The organism is Bartonella florencae, assembly GCF_000312525.1.
GTDB classification, from domain to species: domain Bacteria; phylum Pseudomonadota; class Alphaproteobacteria; order Rhizobiales; family Rhizobiaceae; genus Bartonella; species Bartonella florencae.
In genome coordinates this window covers 1-2027 of record NZ_HE997459.1, presented here as the reverse complement: position 1 = coordinate 2027, position 2027 = coordinate 1, and the positions used below count along the sequence as shown (strand labels likewise).

The 2027-nt window shown below is 34.4% G+C and carries 4 protein-coding genes and 1 pseudogene; 2 read left to right on the top strand and 3 right to left on the bottom strand.

What is annotated here, in order from left to right; all coding sequences use genetic code 11:
* The coding region (locus BN202_RS08490; RefSeq protein ID WP_019220219.1) for a hypothetical protein at positions 1-463 on the bottom strand (463 nt) is incomplete at its 3' end.
* Positions 460-786 carry a hypothetical protein gene (locus BN202_RS08485; RefSeq protein ID WP_019220218.1) on the bottom strand — a complete coding sequence of 109 codons (327 nt, stop codon included), beginning with the start codon at positions 784-786 and terminating at the stop codon, positions 460-462. The genes BN202_RS08485 and BN202_RS08490, both read right to left, overlap by 4 nt.
* A 362-nt stretch (positions 787-1148) precedes the next feature.
* Here BN202_RS08485 and BN202_RS08480 point away from each other — a divergent pair, with 362 nt between their 5' ends.
* Positions 1149-1331: a type II toxin-antitoxin system HicA family toxin gene (locus BN202_RS08480; RefSeq protein WP_019220217.1), complete on the top strand. Its 183-nt coding sequence runs from the start codon at positions 1149-1151 to the stop codon at positions 1329-1331.
* 20 nt (positions 1332-1351) lie between these two features.
* Entirely contained in the window at positions 1352-1774 is a 423-nt protein-coding gene (locus tag BN202_RS08475; protein ID WP_019220216.1) for a type II toxin-antitoxin system HicB family antitoxin, read from the top strand.
* A 3-nt stretch (positions 1775-1777) separates the two neighbouring features.
* Here BN202_RS08475 and BN202_RS10015 read toward each other — a convergent pair.
* A pseudogene (locus tag BN202_RS10015) lies at positions 1778-2027 on the bottom strand (hypothetical protein); the annotation flags it as partial.

The following is a 2027-nucleotide window of genomic DNA, read 5'->3' as shown; positions in this document are numbered from 1 at the left end:
CTTTAGCAATTGATGGTCCTTCTTGTTTTGCAATGGGGAATTGGTCTCCGTCGGCTCTTTGAAACACATTCCCCCCCATTTTTAAATCAACACGCTTTGGAAAACGCCCCCCCTTAATAAAACCATGAGGTAAGATTTCTTGCTTTCCAAACATTGTGTAAGTCACACCGCGTTTTGTCTCTTTTGCTTTAAAAAATTTAAGAGGCAAGGGTGTTCCAGAACCAATGATATCTGTCTCAAGAAACTTAGCTGTAGCCTTTCCTTTAATATAAACGCCTTTTTTAACGCGCTTTGATTGGGCTGATGAGATGTCAGCAACTTGCTTCTCAGTAAAGCGCTCTACTTGTTTTGCTGCGGTGTTGATAGCATTCCGCAAAGCCCAATTAAGGCGTGGTGCTTGAAGATTGGTAAAGGTATCTTTTACTTGTTGAAGATACCACTTTTGATGGATAATTAATTTCAATTTTTAAGCTTTTTAGCAGGAGGTGTTGATGATTTGGAAACTTTAGATGTTTCGCTCTGTTGGAGTGAAGCTTCTTCTGCACTTGGCTCAGAAGATGCTTGTACCACTTCTTTTTCTATTGGCTTAATTGGTTCAATTATCTTTTCAGATTTTATTGTGGTTTTACTTTCAACAAAGGGTTTTGCAGCATTGGCGCGTTTGAGGCGTGCGTAGACTTGATTAGAAACTTCTACAAATGGATTATTTAAAGTTGATGTTTCAAAACGAACAGTGCTTTTGTTGTCGCCAACAACACACATTGGTTTGGTGATGATTACTTTCATCTTTGCTCCTTTTGAGGCAATTAATTAATGACATCATTGGTCAATAAATGTCATTTAATGGCTTTTGACATTTGCACAATAGATTAGCCAATTATTATCAATAAAAACAGCATGTTAAACCATTTTTAGAGCTTAATACTTTATCAAATTTTAGGGAATATTTTTGAATTTTAGATACAATAAGACTAGTGCCGTGCTGCTAATAAATACGATTTTTCACGTATTGTCAATAGAAAAATCACGATATTGTATATTTTTAATTTTTTTGATCAAAACTTAGTATTTTAAAAGCCAATCTTTAATTTTATACAAATAACAACATTTATGTTGTATTTAAACATTTTAGATGTTATATTATATTTATGAACAGTCAAGAATTAAAAAGATATCTTACAAAACATGGTTGCAGTTTTACCTCAGGGAAAGGTGGCCATTTGCTTGTAAAACGTGGTTCTAAAAAATCCGTTTTACCTATGCATGGTACGCGGAAAGAATTAGGAACGGGATTAGTTCAAAAGATTCTTAAAGATCTTGACCTAAAGTAAGTCTGAATATGGAGATGTAAATGAAATATGCACTTAAATTTATCAAAGATGACAACGATACTCTTCTTGTCGTTTGCAAAGATTTTCAGGAGTTTATTACCTATGGTAACGACGAAAAAGAGGCTTTAGAAAATGCTAAAAACGCGCTTTTAACAGTTATTATGGGACGTTTCCAAGATCGAGAAGTTGTCCCTTTTGGGGCTCGTGATACTGCCTATCCTTTTGTTGAAGTATCTTCATTAGTCACTTTAAAAATTGCAATACATAACGCTATGGTTGAAAAGAATTTACGCAAAGCTGATCTTACGCGTCTTTTAAAACTCAATCCAATACAAATTGACCGATTGTTGGATTTAAACCACGCAACAAAATTAGACTCTTTAGAATCCACTCTTATTACTCTTGGCAAAGAAGTTACCATTAGTATCCAAGATGCCGCTTGAAACTTATTGGTTTTGCGTAAAATGTTTATGGAGCGCATTAAGAGCAACATACAGCGAACTAACAAGATATGATAGTGATTGATCTTCGATAACAAGATATTGTAATGCGGCATGAAGATTATATTGATGGTAAAAAAATTGCGCTTCTTTGATAACCCCTTTCATTTCTTCATAAAAATGAGTTGCTCTTTCAATCCACCGTTGTTGTGCCTCTTCATTTGATGAAGGAGTAAAATCATCATAAATTGCATTA